The 16694-nt window shown below is 58.6% G+C and carries 17 protein-coding genes; 12 read left to right on the forward strand and 5 right to left on the reverse strand.

Translation table 11 applies throughout. The annotated features are described in order from the left end of the window. Positions 1-7 precede the first annotated feature (7 nt). The 5 genes from RRH01S_RS14675 to RRH01S_RS34420 all read left to right on the forward strand — a co-directional run bounded on the left by RRH01S_RS14675 (position 8) and on the right by RRH01S_RS34420 (position 4344). Positions 8-1192 carry a 2-isopropylmalate synthase gene (locus tag RRH01S_RS14675; RefSeq protein ID WP_052365211.1) on the forward strand — a complete coding sequence of 395 codons (1185 nt, stop codon included), beginning with the start codon at positions 8-10 and terminating at the stop codon, positions 1190-1192. 127 nt (positions 1193-1319) lie between these two features. Continuing rightward, positions 1320-3095 (forward strand): thiamine pyrophosphate-dependent enzyme, encoded by a 1776-nt coding sequence (locus RRH01S_RS14680; protein WP_042472391.1) that lies wholly within the window; start codon positions 1320-1322, stop codon positions 3093-3095. 61 nt (positions 3096-3156) lie between these two features. Then, positions 3157-3612: an MEKHLA domain-containing protein gene (locus tag RRH01S_RS14685; RefSeq protein ID WP_037221577.1), complete on the forward strand. Its 456-nt coding sequence runs from the start codon at positions 3157-3159 to the stop codon at positions 3610-3612. Between the two features lie 316 nt (positions 3613-3928). After that, positions 3929-4186 carry a BON domain-containing protein gene (locus RRH01S_RS14690; protein WP_051696710.1) on the forward strand — a complete coding sequence of 86 codons (258 nt, stop codon included), beginning with the start codon at positions 3929-3931 and terminating at the stop codon, positions 4184-4186. A gap of 14 nt (positions 4187-4200) precedes the next feature. Continuing rightward, on the forward strand, positions 4201-4344 hold the full coding sequence (locus tag RRH01S_RS34420) for a hypothetical protein (RefSeq protein ID WP_007694799.1): 144 nt from the start codon (positions 4201-4203) through the stop codon (positions 4342-4344). A gap of 12 nt (positions 4345-4356) precedes the next feature. Here RRH01S_RS34420 and RRH01S_RS14695 read toward each other — a convergent pair whose 3' ends face one another. Further along, entirely contained in the window at positions 4357-4701 is a 345-nt protein-coding gene (locus tag RRH01S_RS14695) for a hypothetical protein (protein WP_042472395.1), read from the reverse strand. A gap of 489 nt (positions 4702-5190) precedes the next feature. Here RRH01S_RS14695 and RRH01S_RS14700 point away from each other — a divergent pair, with 489 nt between their 5' ends. From RRH01S_RS14700 to RRH01S_RS14720, 5 genes are all read left to right on the forward strand, one after another. Beyond that, a complete protein-coding gene (locus RRH01S_RS14700) occupies positions 5191-6717 on the forward strand; it encodes an ABC transporter substrate-binding protein (RefSeq protein ID WP_042472397.1) in 1527 nt (508 codons plus the stop codon). Positions 6718-6801: 84 nt separating this feature from the next. Then, positions 6802-7743 carry an ABC transporter permease gene (locus tag RRH01S_RS14705; protein ID WP_007694806.1) on the forward strand — a complete coding sequence of 314 codons (942 nt, stop codon included), beginning with the start codon at positions 6802-6804 and terminating at the stop codon, positions 7741-7743. Next, the gene (locus RRH01S_RS14710; RefSeq protein WP_007694808.1) at positions 7743-8612 is read left to right on the forward strand and encodes an ABC transporter permease; all 870 of its coding nucleotides are present in this window, start codon (positions 7743-7745) and stop codon (positions 8610-8612) included. Before RRH01S_RS14705 ends, RRH01S_RS14710 begins: the two co-directional genes overlap by 1 nt. 2 nt (positions 8613-8614) lie before the next feature. Further along, entirely contained in the window at positions 8615-9826 is a 1212-nt protein-coding gene (locus RRH01S_RS14715; RefSeq protein WP_042472401.1) for an amidohydrolase/deacetylase family metallohydrolase, read from the forward strand. Between the two features lie 54 nt (positions 9827-9880). Next, positions 9881-10357: a RidA family protein gene (locus tag RRH01S_RS14720; RefSeq protein ID WP_007694813.1), complete on the forward strand. Its 477-nt coding sequence runs from the start codon at positions 9881-9883 to the stop codon at positions 10355-10357. A gap of 11 nt (positions 10358-10368) precedes the next feature. Here the strand turns inward: RRH01S_RS14720 and RRH01S_RS14725 are convergent, their stop codons facing one another. Beyond that, positions 10369-11208: an IclR family transcriptional regulator gene (locus RRH01S_RS14725; RefSeq protein WP_042472404.1), complete on the reverse strand. Its 840-nt coding sequence runs from the start codon at positions 11206-11208 to the stop codon at positions 10369-10371. Positions 11209-11310: 102 nt separating this feature from the next. On the opposite strand from RRH01S_RS14725, the gene RRH01S_RS14730 reads away from it, so the two are divergent. Further along, positions 11311-12507, forward strand: coding sequence for an aminotransferase class V-fold PLP-dependent enzyme (locus RRH01S_RS14730; protein ID WP_042472406.1), 1197 nt, complete (start codon positions 11311-11313; stop codon positions 12505-12507). A 36-nt stretch (positions 12508-12543) separates the two neighbouring features. Next, positions 12544-14385: an ABC transporter ATP-binding protein gene (locus RRH01S_RS14735; RefSeq protein ID WP_037221590.1), complete on the forward strand. Its 1842-nt coding sequence runs from the start codon at positions 12544-12546 to the stop codon at positions 14383-14385. Between the two features lie 7 nt (positions 14386-14392). Here the strand turns inward: RRH01S_RS14735 and RRH01S_RS14740 are convergent, their stop codons facing one another. Genes RRH01S_RS14740 through RRH01S_RS14750 form a run of 3 tightly spaced genes read right to left on the reverse strand, consistent with a single transcriptional unit; the run spans position 14393 to position 16694 of the window. Beyond that, positions 14393-15085, reverse strand: a complete 693-nt coding sequence (locus RRH01S_RS14740; RefSeq protein WP_012649660.1) for an amino acid ABC transporter permease — start codon at positions 15083-15085, stop codon at positions 14393-14395. A gap of 18 nt (positions 15086-15103) precedes the next feature. After that, complete coding sequence (locus tag RRH01S_RS14745) at positions 15104-15811, reverse strand: amino acid ABC transporter permease (protein ID WP_042472412.1); 708 nt, start codon at positions 15809-15811, stop codon at positions 15104-15106. 55 nt (positions 15812-15866) lie between these two features. Further along, positions 15867-16694 carry an amino acid ABC transporter substrate-binding protein gene (locus RRH01S_RS14750; RefSeq protein ID WP_042472415.1) on the reverse strand — a complete coding sequence of 276 codons (828 nt, stop codon included), beginning with the start codon at positions 16692-16694 and terminating at the stop codon, positions 15867-15869.

Genomic DNA, 16694 nt, shown 5'->3' on the forward strand with positions numbered 1-16694 from the left:
AGTCCGCATGAACACTGACAAGATTATTATCTTTGACACCACATTGCGTGACGGCGAGCAAAGCCCCGGGATCAACCTTGACGCCAGTGAAAAGGTCGAGATCGCGCTCATGCTTGAAGGGTTGAAGGTCGACGTAATCGAGGCCGGCTTTGCCGTCTCCAGTCCCGGCGAGTTCGACGCGATCAAAGCCGTGGCGCGCGTCGTCAAGGACAGTACGATTTGCAGCCTGAGCCGCGCGGTCGAGCGCGATATCGACCTGACGGCGGAAGCTGTTTCCGGTGCGGCGTCGTCCCGCATCCATATCGTGCTGGCGACCTCACCTATTCACATGAAATACAAGTTGCAGATGACACCGGAAAACGTGCTCGAACATGCCGTTCGCGCGGTGCTCCACGCGCGGCGCTATTCTGAGGATATCGAGTTTTCCTGCGAGGACGCGAGCCGGTCGGAACCGGAGTTTCTCGCGCGCTTTGTGGAACAGGTGATCAAAGCCGGTGCGACCACGGTCAGCCTGCCGGACACGGTCGGCTACGCGACGCCGCACGAATATAGCAAGCTGTTCACCTATTTGCGTAATGTCGTGCCGAATGCTGACAAGGCCGTGTTCTCCGCGCATTGTCACAATGATCTGGGTATGGCTGTTTCCAACTCGCTTGAAGCGACCCGGCAGGGCGCGCGCCAGATCGAATGTACGATCAACGGCATCGGCGAGCGCGCTGGTAACGCGTCGCTGGAAGAGATCGTCATGGCGCTGCATACACGCGAGGATTTCTTCCGATGTCAGACGTCGATCGAAACTCGCCGGTTGACCGCTGCATCCCGGCTCGTCTCGGAGATCACGGGCTTCGTTGTGCAGCCGAACAAAGCGATCGTCGGTAAGAACGCCTTTTCGCACCAATCCGGCATTCACCAGGATGGCATGCTGAAGAACCCGTTGACCTACCAGATCATGACGGCCGCGGAGGTCGGCGCCGACGAGTATCGGCTGGTGCTCGGAAAGAATTCGGGCCGCAACGGTTTTCGCATGTGCATGCGCGCTCTGGGCGTCGAGTTCGGCTCGGATGCTGATCTTGATCTCGCTTTCTCCCGCTTCAAGGATATCGCCGATCATAAGGCATCGCTTTGTGATGAAGATCTTCTGGCGACGGTTGCGGGTATGGAGGCGCTCTCCAGGGAAAAAAGCATCGCATAATGCTGCTTCCAGAACATGGCATCGGGAATGGCTGTGTGTCGGAACCGTGTTTGCTTCGGATCCGGGGAAGCGGGCGTCAATGTTGCGCAGAATTGAGGAACAGGGGTCATAGCGGAGAGGCGAGCAAATGACGGTGAATCTTCCGGTCGAAACGACAAGCGATGTTCGGGCCATCAAGCTGAAAACAGGATATGAATTCCTGATCGACACCCTCAGGACCTGGCATGTGCATCACTATGCCGGCGTTACGGGGGGAGGGGTCATCCATTTGCTCAAACATCTCGAGCCGATGCGTATCCCCGACGACGGTGCCGAAACCCCGGTTTTCTTCAATATCGGAGAATATGTCGCCGGCTTCATTCCCCTTGGATACTATCTCGCAAGCGGGAAGATCAGCGCGGCTATTGCAACGACGGGAGCCGCAACGCGGTTGCTGACCTGCGGCCTGAGTGACGCGAAGCTGCACAATATTCCCGCAATCTACCTCATTCCCCTCAGTCCAGCAGATACGCGACATCGCGCACCGCTGCAGGACACGAGCCCGGAGGGGGCCGGCGTTGTGGCTCAGTTGAAGGCCGAGCTGCCGTCCGGCACGTTCGTCCTGGACGACCCAGACCGTATCGAAGAACAACTTGAGCAGGCGCGCAGGCATCTCGATCAGGGCTCGCCGATCGCACTCCTGATGCCGCCGGAAGCACTCGGACAGATGGTGCCTGAGCCGGTCTATGAGCTCCGGCATGGCAATTATGCCAATAAGCCTGATGACATCGACCAAGCGTCTCTTACCTATTTTCTGGCCGAGTTCCCGCGGCAATCGGCCGGGCGTCGGGTGATCGTGCTCGCCGGGGAAGAGGCGGCCATGTATCCAAACATGCCTGTCCTCACCACACGTTTGTGCAAAGCATTACAGGCACCGATCGTCTGGAGCATAAACGGGGCGAATGCGGTGGCGCGTAATAACACCTTCGGTTTCGGCTATCTGGGCTTCGGCGGCAATGATCGCGCAATGCAGCTCTGGAGAAGCCTCGGCCCCGACGATGTTGTCATTACGCTCGGGTTTTGCCCTGACGAATACACCCTGAATTTCTCTGACATACCTGCCCATACGACATGGAACTTCACCAACCTGACCGCCCCATACGGCAGCGTTGGGGGCGAGTTTCGACATCGTGTGCGCGGCGAATATTTCGATGTTCGAGGGCCAATCGATCAGGTTCTGAGCGAAGCGATCGTCCGGCTCGAAGATGTCCGACCGCCGCGCCCTCCGGCACCGGCTTTTGTGGCCGATCTCAATGATCGCGAGATCATGCCGCCGCGCGCCGGGACAATCGATATTGCCCGATTTTACCAGGAGCTCGATCGTCAATGGCTGCCGGGAAGCATTGCATTCGATGATGTGTGCCTTGCCTACAAAGACCGTCAGTATGTCACGCAGCGCCCGCATCCGAACGTCCGCTTCCATTCGCTTTATCGCGGTTCGGCAATGGGCGGGGCATTCGGGACGGCAATCGGCGCAAAGCTTGCAAAACCGGACGCGACGGTCTTTGCTTTTACGGGCGACGGATGCTTCCGGTTGATTGCCGGTTGCCTGGCCGAAGCCCGATCATTGGGGATCGTCTTGTTCGTGCTGGACAACGGTGCACTCGGCATCATGGTGCAGGGCCTGCCCGTGGTCATTCCGGACTATTCATCCTCCCGCTATCACAGCGATCTGCACCGCATCGACTTTGGATCGATGGCGCGCGCATGCGGCTGGGAAAGCCGCAAGCTGATGCCGGATCTAAGCAATCTGGCTGAGATTATGCGCGAAAGCTACAGTCCGGGTCATCCATCCATATTGGTTGAGGTCCCGGTCGACGCAGAGCAGGTGGTTGGACAAAATCCGCGGGCGAACAATTTATAGCATTACCCCTTTCATACATATCGCCGGTCGCGCGAAAAGCATTTCCATTACGGGGAGCGCCATGAACACGGGCACTGATCTGGATTTCTTCAATCTTCTTTCGCAGAGCTATTTCAGGTTCACAAAGAAATCGCTGGTGCCCGAAGAGCGGGATGCTTCCATTGCTGCACGCTGGCTTTATGAAGATGCGCCCTTCTGTCTGCTGGCCCACAATACCGATGCCGATCCCCGTTTCATCTATGCGAACAGGACGGCGCAGGCATGTTTCGAATACGACTGGAATGAGTTTGTAGAACTTCGCTCGCGCTTTTCCGCCGAAACACCGGATCGCGAAGAGCGTCAGCGCCTGCTCGATGCCGCCAAACGGGATGGTTACATCACAGAATATCGCGGGTTGCGCGTGGCAAAGTCAGGAAAGCGATTTTGGGTCGATCATGTGACCCTCTGGCAATTGATCGATGAGAACGGCAGTCTGCACGGACAGGCGGCTCTTGTTCCTTATTGGCATGATGTTTGAGCCGAGAAACAGGCTTCCTGCGCCTTCTGCACTTTCAGGCTCATTTGCGAAGTCTGGCGGTAAACTGCCGATGATGGAGAGCAGCATTCAGGCTGGAGCACAGACAGACTTTTAGGGGGTGATCTTACCTTCCGCAAACCAGCCCAGTGTTGCTCGATACCGGGCACCGACGGTTCTCGATCGGTTGACGCGCCGGGTTCTCTCTACGCAGCATTATCTCAAACCGATAAGCCGATGTCGAAGACCGCGAGCGAGGATGGAACCTAATGTTGTTTTCTTGGTTGGGATTTGTGAGTCCAAACCAATGGAGGACGTCATGCAAGACAGGCCCAAGGAACACGGCACCTCGCAGCAGCGACCGGATGCGGAGATACGCCAGGAAATCCATGAGAGACTAGACGAGGATCCGTTGCTGGATGCCGGTGGCATCTTCATTTCTGTCATCGGCGGCCGTGTCCTCATCGAGGGCTCGGTCGAAAACGACGAGGCCAAGCACCGGGCCGAAACTCATTCCCGACAGGTGAGCGGCATCAGCGGTCACGATAGCAATCTTTGTATCCGCAAGCCGCAGTAGGATGCGAGGCCAACATGCGCGCTTTGTTGTTCGTCATTCTGGGACTGATGGTGGCGTCGATCCTCAGCATTATCGTCATCAAACCGTTCGTGACCGGTACCAACCAAGATTCGACTGTCGACCAGAAGACCATCGAGCAACCGGCACCAAAACCGTAACGCTTTGACAAATTACTGGTTCTTGGGCGTGTCGTTTCCATGTTCCTCCGGTACATGGTTGGGCGGGATGACCGGCGTGTTGCCGACGGGCGGCGCTGGCTTTTCCAATTCGCTGTCCCCGGTTGCCGGCGGTTTCAGCACGCCGCCGCATTCCGAGAGCTTCGAGTTTTCGCTCCTCGGATTTGGTGTCGCCTGGCCATCCATTGTCTGGCCGCTTGTATCGGGTGCCTGGCAACGCTCTTTGCTCGGCGTCTGTTGTGCTGTGATTCCCGCCGGTATCGCCGCCATCAGCGAGGCGGATACAAGGAAGACCACTCCGTGATTGGACGGAAACCGCCCATTCCGCCGCTTATCCATGATTTTCTCCATCGTTGAAAGGACGGAGGTTGCAGGCCGGATGGATAGGAAGCTCGGCTGCCGTTTCGTTGGCCATGGAGAGAAAACGGAAAAATCTCCCTGTTCTTCAGCACCATCATGTCCGTTTGACACGGCCTACAGCCTCATAAAACTAACGCATGGCTATGTGCATGGTTCCGCTCGAAACAGGTCGGTTTTGCGGATTACAAGAGGTCACGGTCGAGCGCCCTTCCATCAATTGCAGGGCCATGCTTCGGCTTCCTTCAGGGCGGAGAAGTCCCGCACAGTTAATCTAGGGGCTATTCAAGCCTTTGGTTCGAAGTGGCCGGCCATTCGCTCCGCCGTGTGACGTCCCCGACTGCTTACGCCAAAGCTCCAACCAGGCCCGTTAACGTGACTGTGCCGGCAATTGACATGCCTCGTTCGTTCTGTATTCTTTTATAAAAATACTTATAACATAATTAAGGAACAATGAACCGGGAGACTTGTATGAAGAACCTCGTCGCATTGCTGCTCGGCACGGCACTCCTTGCTTTGCCTTCGATCCTTCTCGCCCAGGAAAGGGGAGGGGTGATCAACGTCGCCACGATCGGCGAGCCACCGACCCTCGACCCAATGTCGTCCACGGCAGATCTCGTCGGCATCGTTACCCAGCACATTTTCGAGACGCTTTACACGTTCGACAAGAGCTGGAAGGTAACCCCGCTTCTGGCTGAAAGCCTTCCGCAGATCAGTGCTGACGGTAAGACCTATACGATCAAGCTGCGCACCGGCATCAAGTTTCACAACAACACGGATATGACATCCAAAGACGTCGTCGCATCGCTCAACCGATGGGAAAAGGTCGCCTCTCGCGGCAAGCAGGTGGCAGGCTTCATCGAGGCGATTGCGGCCGTCGATCCCACGACCGTCAAGATCACGCTCAAGCAGCCCTATGCGCCACTGACCTCATTGCTCGCCTTCAACAATTCCGCGGCAATCATCATTCCGGCCGACAAGCAGGATGAGCCGATGAAGGAGTTCATTGGCACCGGCCCCTATATGCTCAAGGAGCGCAAGGCTGATCAATATATTCAACTCGTGCGTTTCGATGGCTACAAGTCGCGGGATGGCGAAAGCGACGGTTATGGTGGCGCCCGTCATCAGTATCTCGACGAGATCCGTTTCGTGCCGGTCCCCGACGCAAACACCCGCGTCGAGGCGGCGGTTTCCGGCCAATACGATTATGTCGATTCCATTCCTGTCGAATCCTTCGACAAGTTGAAGGCATCGACGGCTTCGCAGCCGGTCATTCTGAAGCCATTCGGCTATCCGGTGTTCGTCTTCAACACCAAGGACGGCATCGCCAAGAACATCGAAATCCGCCAGGCGATCCGCCAGGCGCTCAACATGGAAGACATGTTGGCGGCGGCGTTCGGTAGCCCGGATTTTTATGCGCTGAACGGAGATATCTATCCGAAAGCCTATGTATGGCACACGGATGCCGGCGTCGACGGGGCGTATAACATCGGGAAGCCGGAAGAGGCCGCGCAAGCGCTGAAGAAGGCGGGCTACAATGGCGAGCCCTTGCGTATCCTGACCAGCCGCCAGTATGAATTTCACTACAAGATGGCGCAGGTTGCGGCGGAATATCTCAAGCTTGCCGGCTTCACCGTCGACTTGCAGGTCGTCGATTGGGCGACGCTCACCCAGCGCCGTACCGATCCGAAGCTGTGGGATATCTACATCACCCATAGCCCCTTCCTGCCCGAGCCCGGCTTGATCGGCTCGCTGTCGACGAGTTCGCCGGGCTGGTGGGATACGCCGGCGCGCCAGGCCGCTGTCGATGCCTTCACAACGGAAGTGGATCCCGACAAGCGTGTCGCGCTGTTCGCGAATGTGCAGAAGGCGATTTACGACGATGTCCCCTTCATGAAGATCGGCGATTTCAACGCGGTGTCCGCCGTATCCACAAAGCTCGAGGGCGTCACTCCCGCTCCCTGGCCGTACTTCTGGAACGCTTCGATCAAGAAGTAGCCTGACCAACACGGGCGGCCGGCCCTTTTTGGCCTGCCGCCTCTTGATCATCCCCTGGTCGTTGGCCGGAAGGATCAGCCAATCATGATACGTTACGTTCTACAGCGCCTCTTCGGCATGATCGTCGTCATGTTTCTGGTCGTCACGATCGTCTTCATCATTGTCCGTGTCACGCCGGGCGATCCGGCGGCCGTGATGCTCGGGCCGGATGCGACACCGCAGGATATCGCCGATCTTCGCGCCCGACTGGGTCTCGACCAATCTCTGGGGATCCAATATCTCTACTATATAGGAAAGCTTCTGCAGGGTGATCTTGGCCAGTCGATCTTCCTGAATATGCCGGTGACCTCGGCGCTGCTCGATCGCGCCGAGCCGACGTTTTTCCTGACGCTGTTCTCCCTGGCCATCGCCTGCATCATCGCGCTGCCGATCGGAATTTACGCGGCATACCGGCGTGGGTCATTCGTTGATCAGGCGGCGACCGCCGTGGCGATGTTTGTCGCGAGCATACCGAGCTTCTGGCTCGGCCTCATCCTCATGCAGTTCTTCGCAGTGCGCCTCAATCTCTTTCCTGTTTCAGGCTATGGCGGCCCCGGCTCGAGCTTCGTCGACCGCATGTATCATCTGATGCTGCCGGCCTTCGCGCTCGGTGTCGTTTCATCGGCACTGATCCTTCGCTTTACGCGGGCCTCGATGCTGGATGTGCTTGGCGATGATTATATCCGCACCGCCCGCGCCAAGGGCCTCGTCGAGCGCCGGGTCATCCTGAAGCATGCACTCAAGAATGCCCTGATTCCGATCCTCACCGTCATCGGCCTCACAGCCGCGGTGCTGATTTCAGGCGCCGTGGTGACGGAGACCGTCTTTGGCCTCCCGGGCGTTGGCAACCTGGTCGTCTCCGCAGTGCTCAGGCGCGACTATCCGGTGATCCAGGGCGCGCTGCTGGTCATCGCGGCCCTCTACGTGCTGATCAATTTTGCTATCGACATGCTGTATCTGCTGATCGATCCGAGGGTGCGTTACTGATGACGGATATTGCCATCAAGCCTGCTCAAAGCGAGCGCAGTAAATTCTTCCGCCGGCTTTTCAGGAGAAAGACGGTCGCCATCGGCGTCCTGATCCTCACGATCTTCGCGCTGCTTGTAATCTTTGCACCCTTGATCGCTCCTTATTCGCCCTCGAAGCTTTCCATCGTCAATCGCCTGAAGCCGCCGAGCGGCACGTTCTTCTTCGGCACCGACGAGTTCGGACGCGACATCTTTTCGCGCACCATCTTTGCCGGCCGCCTGTCGCTGCTGGTGGGCGTCGCCGTGGTCACATTGTCGGCAGTGATTGGTGTGACGCTTGGATTGTTAGCCGGCTTCTTCCAGCAGCTTGACACCCCGATCGCTCGCCTGATCGACGCGATGATGGCCTTTCCGGATATTCTGCTGGCAATCGCGCTGGTCGCCGCACTTGGTCCCTCGCTGACCACCGTGATCATCGCCCTTTCGGTTGTCTACGCTCCGCGTCTTGCCCGCATCGTGCGCGCATCGACGCTGGTTCTCCGCGAACTGCCCTATGTCGAAGCCGCAAAGGCGCTTGGAATATCGACCTTTCACATCATGACACGACACGTATTGCGCAATCTGCTGTCGCCGATCCTCGTCCAGGGTACCTTTCTCTTTGCCAATGCGATGCTGGCCGAAGCGGGGCTTTCTTTCCTTGGGCTCGGCGTCAGCCCGGAAATACCGACCTGGGGAACGATGATCGCGGCCGGCCGGCAATATATCGGTCAGGCCGACTGGATGACGCTGTTCCCCGGTATTGCCATCATTCTCTCCGTGCTCTCGCTGCAGATGGTCGGCGACGGACTGCGCGATACTCTCGATCCAAGACTGCGAAAGGACCTGTAATCATGTCATCCGGGGATCAGGCGAGAAAGCCGCTTCTGCTCACCAACGTCAAGCCCATGGCCTTCGGCAATGCCGCGCCGCAAGGGATGATCGATATTCACGTTGGCGCCGATGGTCATATCGCCGCGATCGGACCCTCGTTGTCCGTTGCCGACGATGTTACGCGTATCGATGCAAATGGAGCATGGATCTCGCCCGGCTGGGTCGACCTACATGTGCATATATGGCATGGCGGCACCGATATCTCCATCCGCCCATCGGAATGCGGTGCCGAACGCGGCGTAACCACGCTGGTCGATGCCGGATCGGCTGGCGAGGCGAATTTCCACGGCTTCCGTGAATATATCATCGAGCCATCCCGAGAGCGGATCAAGGCCTTCCTCAATCTCGGCTCCATCGGCCTGGTCGCATGCAACCGCGTAAGCGAGCTGATGGATATCCGCTCCATCAATCTCGACCGGATCCTGGAGGTCTATGCCGAGAATAGTGAGCATATCGTCGGCATCAAGGTTCGTGCGAGCCATGTCATTACCGGTTCGTGGGGCGTAACGCCGGTCAAGCTCGGCAAGAAGATCGCCAAGATCCTGAATGTGCCGATGATGGTGCATGTTGGCGAGCCGCCGGCGCTCTATGATGAGGTTCTTGAAATTCTCGGTCCTGGAGACGTCGTTACCCATTGCTTCAACGGCAAGGCGGGTTCGAGCATCCTGGAAGACGAGGATCTCTTCAACCTCGCCGAACGGTGTGCGGGCGAGGGCATTCGCCTGGATATCGGTCACGGTGGCGCCTCCTTCTCGTTCCAGGTGGCCGAGGCCGCGATCAAGCGCGGCCTGTTGCCGTTCTCGATCTCGACAGACCTGCATGGCCATTCGATGAACTTCCCGGTCTGGGATCTGGCCACGACGATGTCGAAGCTGCTTTCGGTCGGCATGCCGTTCGACAAGGTCGTGGAGGCCGTCACCCATGCTCCGGCATCCGTCATCAAGTTGTCGATGGAAAACCGCCTGTCGGTTGGGCAACGTGCCGACTTCACGATCTTTGACTTGGTCGACTCCGAGGTGGAAGCAACCGACTCCAACGGCGATGTCTCGGTGCTCAAGAAGCTCTTCGAGCCGCGCTACGCCATCATCGGCAGTGAGGCGATCGCAGCCAGCCGCTACATTCCAAGAGCCCGCAAGCTCGTGCGCCACAGCCACGGCTATTCCTATCGGTAACCACGGCGCCAACTACGATTTCAGACAGGAATTTGCGTGAACAGGTCCCCAGCAATGACAACAACCATCGGTTCTCCCTATGAACGGCTAGCCGCGCTCGGCATTGAGCTGCCGCCCTCGCCGCCGCCGATAGCCAATTTTGTTACGCATGTGCAGGAAGGGAATATCCTCTATCTTTCGGGACAGGGCCCGCGCGAGGCAGACGGTTTCATGCATTCCGGCAAGGTCGGAACTGATGTCGCCGTCGACGACGCCTACAGGCACGCGCGCCTGACCGGCATCAATCTGCTCGCGGTCATGCATGAGGCGCTCGGGGACCTGTCCCGCGTCAAGCGCGTCGTCAAGCTGCTCGGCATGGTCAATGCGGTTCCGGGCTTCGAAGACCATCCAAGCGTCATCAACGGATGCTCGGATCTCTTCATTGCTGTTTTCGGCGAGGCTGGTCAGCATGCGCGCTCGGCTGTCGGGTTCGGCTCGTTGCCCGGCAATATCACCGTCGAGATCGAAGCGATCATCGCCCTGAACGACTGAAGGAGAGTGTCCTAATGGTTGCGCCAGCCCATCACTTTTTCTATCCGTTCAGCCGAAGCACGCACATGCGCGGTGTAGTGGTTCTCGTCGGAAAAGGCCTTCTGTTCCGGCAGGACGATGGAGATGGTGGCAACGCATTGGCCATCCCGATCGCAGATCGGCGAGGCGATGCAGGCAACGGCATAATCGGACTCGCCGGCCTGGATCGACAGGCGATCACCGAAAGCCCTGACGGCTGCTTCGGAAAGGGTCGCCGGATCAACCTCGGCGCGTCCCGTCGGCGAGGAGCGCGCGCATCGCCTGAAAAGCTCGATACGCTCGTCCGTGGCCAGATGGCCGACCAGAAGGCGACCCGAGGCGGTCCAGTTGAGCGGCACGCGGGTTCCGACGCGAGAGGCGACCTGAAAATGGCTCGGCCCGTCGGCCATGGCAAGCACCAGCATGTGATCGCCGTCGCGCCCGCATACCTGCACCGTCTCGGCTACCTCCCGGCAAAGATCATGCATTTCGTGCGTCGCCACGCTCATGAAATCCAGCGAGCGAGCATAGGCGAGCCCGTAGTGGTAGAGCCTCGGACCAAGCCAAAGGGCACCGTCCGCGTTGCGCGTCAGCATGTTCTTTTCGACAAGATCGTCGACAATCACGTAGATCGTGGAAAGCGGCGCCTTGACGGCTTTGGCAATCGCGTAAACTCCGAGAGGAGAACCAGTTTCGTAAAGATAATCAATCACCTGAAGCGCACGATCGATACCGCTGACGCGGGAGCGACGAGCAACCTTGGTGCTTTCGTCGTCGGTCGGATCCGCGCCGTCGGGATCGTCCGGAGATGATATCTTTGCGTCCAATTCCATGCTCCTCGAGCAGTTTTAGAGCCTATTACATTATTATGGCATAGTTGTCGATGAGGCAATCGAAGCGATCCTCGTCGTCGAACAGAGAGACAGGAGAAATAAATGTCCGATGATATCCGTGCATCGATCGGTCTTCGCCCGGTCATCAATGTGTCCGGTACGATGACAAGCCTTGGCGCTTCCATCGTCATTCCGGAAGCAATCAGGGCGATGTCGTCGATCTCGCCGCAATTCGTCGAGATCAACGATCTCCAACGCAAGGCAAGTGCCGTGATAGCGCGCCTGACCGGAGGCGAGGCGGGTTTCGTAACGGCATCGTGCTCGGCCGGCATCAGCCTTGCCGTTGCGGGCGCCATCACCGGCAACGATCTGCTGGCCATCGAGAGACTGCCGGATGTCGTGCCGGAGAAAAACGAAGTCCTCGTTCAGATGGGGCATGTGGTCAGTTACGGCGCGCCTGTCGATCAGGCCATAAGGCTTGCGGGCGGCAAGGTCGTTCTGGTCGGCCAGGCGACCTCCACGCACCGGTTCCACATGGAAAATGCCATTACCGAGAAGACCGCCGCCGCTGTCTATGTCGTCTCGCATCATGTGGTCGACCACGGGCTCCTGAACCTCAAGGAATTCGTCGAGATCGCCCATGCCAAGGGTGTGCCGGTGATTGTCGATGCCGCTTCGGAATATGACCTTAAGGTTTTCGTTGAGCAGGGGGCGGACGTGGCATTGTATTCAGGCCACAAGTTCCTCGGAGGGCCGACGTCGGGCATTGTCGCGGGCAGGAAGGAACTGGTCCGGCATGCATTCCTTCAAAACATGGGCATCGGCCGCGGCATGAAAGTCGGCAAGGAAAGCATCTTCGGCGTGATGGCCGCGCTCGAAGCTTGGGAAAAGCGCGATCACGCCGGTATCCGTGAACGTGAAACCGGCTATCTCAATCTTTGGAAGCAGACGCTGGATGGCCGCCCGGGTGTTACGGCCCTGATCGAACCCGATCCCACCAACAACCCACTGGATCGACTGCGCGTCATTCTGAATCCGCAGGAGGCCCATATTACCGCCTGGGATCTGTCAGATGCCTTGGCGCGGGGTGCGCCTCCGATCATCGTCCGTGACCACAAGGTGGAGCATCAATATTTCTATCTCGATCCCTGCAACCTGCACCCGGGCGAGGAGATGATCGTGGCGGGACGTCTGTCCGAGGAGCTCGACAAGGCACGCGCTTCCAACGAGATCATCGCGACGCCCATCGAAAATCGCAGCAAGCATCGCTTCGACGGAATGTTGCGCTGGCCGGATTGATGCGCCACGCCTGCCCGAAACGACAAGGAACCAAGCATGGCCAGCATGGACGCGCAGACGGTCGACGCCGCTGAACCGGTTCTCTCGGTCGAGAACCTCACGACCTCGTTTCTGATCGATGGGGATTGGAAACCGGTTGTCCGCGACATTTCCTTTACGGTTGCGCCGGGAGAGACCGTCGCGATCGTCGGGGAGTCCGGATCGGGAAAGAGCGTGACGTCGCTCTCGATCATGCGGCTGCTGCAGAGAGACATGAGCCGCATCGAAGGCAGGATCATGCTGGGTGGTGATAACCTTCTGGCGCTGCCGGAACATGCCATGCGCCGCGTTCGTGGCAACGAGGTTGCCATGATCTTTCAAGAGCCGATGACCAGCCTCAATCCGCTCTTTACGATCGGCGATCAGATCTCCGAGGCGTTGCTCTGCCATTCACCGATGTCGAAAGCCGAGGCACGCGCCGAGACCATCAGGCTTCTGGAGAAGGTTCGCATCCCCTCTGCCGCTGCCCGTTTCGATGAATATCCACATCGCTTTTCCGGCGGGATGCGCCAGCGCGTGATGATTGCAATGGCGCTTGTGTCGAAGCCGAAACTCCTCATTGCCGACGAGCCGACAACGGCGCTCGACGTCACCATTCAGGGGCAGATCCTCGACCTGATCAAGATGCTTCAGGAAGAGGAGGGGACATCGGTCCTTTTCATCACTCACGACATGGGCGTGGTGGCGGAGATCGCCGACCGGACGGTGGTCATGTATCGAGGAGAGCAGGTTGAGACCGGAGCAACGGCCGATATTTTTCATCGCAGCAAGCACCCTTACACTCGCGCCTTGCTGTCGGCCGTACCCGTGCTCGGTTCCATGAAAGGGCATGTTCGGCCGCTGCGTTTTCCCGTGGTCAACACGGCAACGGGCGAATCCGATGTGCCCGAGGAAGCCGTCGACACGGTTGTCTCCAGCCAGCGCCCAGTCCTGGAGGTCAGGAACCTCAGCAAGCGCTTCGATATTCATTCCGGCCTGCTCGGGCGCCTGAGCGGCCGCGTCCATGCGGTCGAAAATGTCACCTTCGATCTCCACGCTGGTGAGACCTTGTCCCTGGTAGGTGAATCCGGTTGCGGCAAGTCGACGACCGGTCGCGCAATCATGCGCCTGATCGAGCCAAGTGATGGCGCGGTGGTGGTGGAAGGCAAGGATGTGCTTTCGCTCGATAAGAAGGGCATGCGCCAGATGCGCAAATCGGTGCAGATGATCTTTCAGGATCCCTATGCAAGCCTCAACCCGCGCATGACCGTTGGTGCCGCGATCGCCGAACCTTATCTGGAACATGGAATGGGCACGGCAAAGCAGGCCAAGGATGTGGTGGCCGACCTACTATTGAAAGTCGGGCTCTCGCTGGAAATGGCAACGCGCTACCCCCATGAATTTTCCGGCGGCCAGCGCCAGCGCATATGCATCGCCCGCGCCCTTGCGCTGGAACCGAAGGTCATTGTTGCGGATGAGAGTGTCTCGGCGCTCGATGTCTCGATCAAGGCGCAGGTCATCAATCTGATGCTCGATCTGCAGCAGAGCCTCAACCTTGCTTTCCTCTTCATCTCGCATGATATGGCGGTCGTGGAGCGGGTTAGCCACCGTGTTGCCGTCATGTATCTCGGCGAGATCGTCGAGATTGGCCCAAGGGCGGCGATCTTCGAGAACCCGCAGCATCCCTATACGCGGAAGCTGATAGCAGCTGTTCCTGTGCCGGATCCGGATCGCCGCCGCGAAAAGCGCACTGTCGCAAACGACGAGATCAAAAGTCCGATCCGGCCAATCGACTACCAACCCGCAAACGCCGGCTACCGTGTTGTTGGGCCGGGCCACCTGGTGGCTGCCGCCCTATAGGCCACTATTAGGCCCATACCCTGAGCGCCCGTTCCATCCTATCGGCTGCGAAAGTGACGACATAGGCGATCACCATGTAGACCACGACAGCAATCAGGAAGGCTTCGAGGTAGTAGAAGTTCAGCGCAGCGGTCAATTGCGACTGCGCGAAGATGTCGACGACCTCGATGGCAAATCCAAGCGAAAGCGCCTTCATGATGACCATGATCGAATTGGCGAGATCCGGGATCGCCGCAACGATCACCTGGGGCAGCATGACCCGCCGGAACAGTTGGCTCCGTTTGTAGCCTAGCGAGTAGGCAGCGTCCGCCTGGCCGGTGTCGAAGGAATTCAATGCGCCCTTCACCACCTCAGCCTGGAATGCGGCGACGCAGAGCGTCAACGCGACGATGAGCGTAACCCAGTTCGGCGTCGCGTGACCGTTGAACTCCACCCCGACCAAAGAAGACAGGAAGTGAAGTGCCGGCGGAAGGCCGTAATATGCAAGGAAGATCACGATCACCATCGGAACGCCCTTGAAGACGATCTTGTAGGCGACCACCAGCTCCCGCAACACGGGGACGCGCCGATACTCCGCCATCGCAAACAGGCTGCCGACGATCGTCGAGAGGATGAAGATCGCGAGCGCCATGGCGAGCGTTACAGGAACCGCACCAAGGATGTCCCAGAGATCGGGAAGAAGGACTTCGGAATCGAACATGTCATGACCTCCTTTCGATCAGACGCTTGCCATGATGGTGGCCTTGGCCGTCGCGGTCCTGGGCGCGAACTTGGAATTTCGCTTCTCGAAGAACCGCACGATGAGCCACGCCACGAGGCATAGCAGCGAATAGATTACCGCCAGCACGAGGTAGGTCTCGAACTGGTACTGATTGTAGTCCCGCTGCATGACCAGATGCGCCGTCGCCATCACGTCCGCCGCACCGATGTACATGACGAGCGCGACGTTGTGGATCAGGTAGATGATAGAGTTCCCGTAACCGGGCAGCGCGATGTGCACCGCCTGCGGACCGACGACGCGGGCAAGCTTCTGCCGGAAACTATATCCCAGGCTGTCGGCCGCATCGTGTTGACCGCGTTCGACGGCCAGGTAGGCCGGCCGCAGAACCTCGGACAGGTAGCCCCCATGGTAGAGGCTGAGGCCGAGCATCGCAGCGACATTAGGGGAAACGAAGTCGTCGATCTTCAGCAGGCCGACGACAAGCGGGAGGCCGTAAAACGCGACGAACAACTGGAGGACGACCGGAACGCTCCGGGCATAGGACACGTAGAGATCGGCCAGTTGGCTGACCACGGGGATCCTTCGAACCCGGAACGTCGTCGCAATCAACGCCAGCACGAAGCCGACGACCATGGCTGTGAACGTGATCGCGAGCGTCAGGGGCAATGCCTTGAACAGCTCGGAGAGCGTTATGGAAAGGTCCACCTTGGAACACTCCTTTTTGCGATTTCAGCCTTGATCGTCAGCGCGTGGCGTGCCGTTACTTCATGTAGGTAGTGATGTCCTCGCCGAACCATTTCTGCGAGAGCTTGGCGAGCGTACCATCGGCCTTGAGCTCCTTCAGAGCCTTGTCGATGCCATCGGAAAGCGCCTGGTTTTCCGCGGAGCGGTGGATCAGGACGAAGGTGTTGTTGATCGAGACAGGCTCGCTCGCCTTGATGTCGAGCTTCTGGTTGTCGATCACGGTCTGTTCGCCCAGATTCGACGGCAGAACCAGCGCGTCGTACTTGCCGTTCTGGACTTCCTTCAGGCGGTCCGGGTACGGGATTCCGGCGCTCGACGCGGTGATCTCGATCTTGGTGTCGGGGTTCTTTTCCTGCCACGCGGTGGCGAATTTGTAGATGCCGCCGCCGGCCGTGACAGGCACGATCTTCTTGCCGACGAGGTCCTTCATCTCGTTGATGCTGCTGTCCTTGCGGCTGTAGATCTTGATCAGGCTGGCGCCGATCGGGCTTTCCGGAATGAGGAACTGCTTTTCACGCGCGGGCGCCCGATAATAGCCGCCGGTCGCGATATCGTACTTGCCGGTTGCCAGGCCGGTTTCCTGTGCGATGTCCGCGGCGCCTTCCATCTCGAACTTGTACTGAGGGAGTTTCGCATTGATCGCCTTCAGCACGTCGGGCTCGTAGCCCTGGGGTTCGACACCGATCGCGCCCCACGACAGCGGCTTGGATTCCGCCGCCGTCGCGATCTTGATGGTCCGGACGGAATCCTGGGCATAGGATGCGCCTGCGGTAGCAAGGGCGATTGCAACGCCTGCTACGGCAAGGCCGAAGGTACGGCGGGAAGTTGACTTGATGTAAGACAT

This window comes from Rhizobium rhizogenes NBRC 13257 (assembly GCF_000696095.1).
GTDB lineage: Bacteria > Pseudomonadota > Alphaproteobacteria > Rhizobiales > Rhizobiaceae > Rhizobium > Rhizobium rhizogenes.

What these genes read in the sequence shown, in the direction of transcription:
- RRH01S_RS14675 (WP_052365211.1), top strand. Translation starts at nt 8, where the DNA reads ATGAACACTGACAAGATTATTATCTTTGACACCACATTGCGTGACGGC.
- RRH01S_RS14680 (WP_042472391.1), top strand. Translation starts at nt 1,320, where the DNA reads ATGACGGTGAATCTTCCGGTCGAAACGACAAGCGATGTTCGGGCCATC.
- RRH01S_RS14685 (WP_037221577.1), top strand. Translation starts at nt 3,157, where the DNA reads ATGAACACGGGCACTGATCTGGATTTCTTCAATCTTCTTTCGCAGAGC.
- RRH01S_RS14690 (WP_051696710.1), top strand. Translation starts at nt 3,929, where the DNA reads ATGCAAGACAGGCCCAAGGAACACGGCACCTCGCAGCAGCGACCGGAT.
- RRH01S_RS34420 (WP_007694799.1), top strand. Translation starts at nt 4,201, where the DNA reads ATGCGCGCTTTGTTGTTCGTCATTCTGGGACTGATGGTGGCGTCGATC.
- RRH01S_RS14695 (WP_042472395.1), bottom strand. Translation starts at nt 4,701, where the DNA reads ATGGATAAGCGGCGGAATGGGCGGTTTCCGTCCAATCACGGAGTGGTC.
- RRH01S_RS14700 (WP_042472397.1), top strand. Translation starts at nt 5,191, where the DNA reads ATGAAGAACCTCGTCGCATTGCTGCTCGGCACGGCACTCCTTGCTTTG.
- RRH01S_RS14705 (WP_007694806.1), top strand. Translation starts at nt 6,802, where the DNA reads ATGATACGTTACGTTCTACAGCGCCTCTTCGGCATGATCGTCGTCATG.
- RRH01S_RS14710 (WP_007694808.1), top strand. Translation starts at nt 7,743, where the DNA reads ATGACGGATATTGCCATCAAGCCTGCTCAAAGCGAGCGCAGTAAATTC.
- RRH01S_RS14715 (WP_042472401.1), top strand. Translation starts at nt 8,615, where the DNA reads ATGTCATCCGGGGATCAGGCGAGAAAGCCGCTTCTGCTCACCAACGTC.
- RRH01S_RS14720 (WP_007694813.1), top strand. Translation starts at nt 9,881, where the DNA reads ATGACAACAACCATCGGTTCTCCCTATGAACGGCTAGCCGCGCTCGGC.
- RRH01S_RS14725 (WP_042472404.1), bottom strand. Translation starts at nt 11,208, where the DNA reads ATGGAATTGGACGCAAAGATATCATCTCCGGACGATCCCGACGGCGCG.
- RRH01S_RS14730 (WP_042472406.1), top strand. Translation starts at nt 11,311, where the DNA reads ATGTCCGATGATATCCGTGCATCGATCGGTCTTCGCCCGGTCATCAAT.
- RRH01S_RS14735 (WP_037221590.1), top strand. Translation starts at nt 12,544, where the DNA reads ATGGCCAGCATGGACGCGCAGACGGTCGACGCCGCTGAACCGGTTCTC.
- RRH01S_RS14740 (WP_012649660.1), bottom strand. Translation starts at nt 15,085, where the DNA reads ATGTTCGATTCCGAAGTCCTTCTTCCCGATCTCTGGGACATCCTTGGT.
- RRH01S_RS14750 (WP_042472415.1), bottom strand. Translation starts at nt 16,694, where the DNA reads ATGTCTTACATCAAGTCAACTTCCCGCCGTACCTTCGGCCTTGCCGTA.